Raw genomic sequence first — 265 nt, forward strand, 5'->3', positions numbered from 1 at the left:
CAATGACTGGGACGAGCACTTCGCCGTGCTGGAGGGCGATCTGCTTCGGCCGCCCGCCGCGGGGGCGGCCGGCGGCTTCGACCATGCGATGGCGAACCCCCCGTACCTGGAAGCCGGCTGCGCCGACGACTCCAAAGATCCGCTGCGCGCGGCGGCGAACGTCGAGGGCGAGGCGAAGCTCGCCGACTGGATCGCCGCGCTCACGCAATCGGTACGGCGCAAGGGCACGGTGACCGTGATTCATCGCGCCGACCGGCTACCGGAG

1 pseudogene is annotated in these 265 nt (G+C 71.3%); it reads left to right on the forward strand.

The annotated features are described in order from the left end of the window. Window positions 1-265 (forward strand): annotated as a pseudogene (locus R0J92_RS23695) (methyltransferase); the annotation flags it as partial.

It is taken from the genome of Tritonibacter sp. SIMBA_163 (assembly GCF_046535935.1).
GTDB classification, from domain to species: domain Bacteria; phylum Pseudomonadota; class Alphaproteobacteria; order Rhodobacterales; family Rhodobacteraceae; genus Epibacterium; species Epibacterium scottomollicae.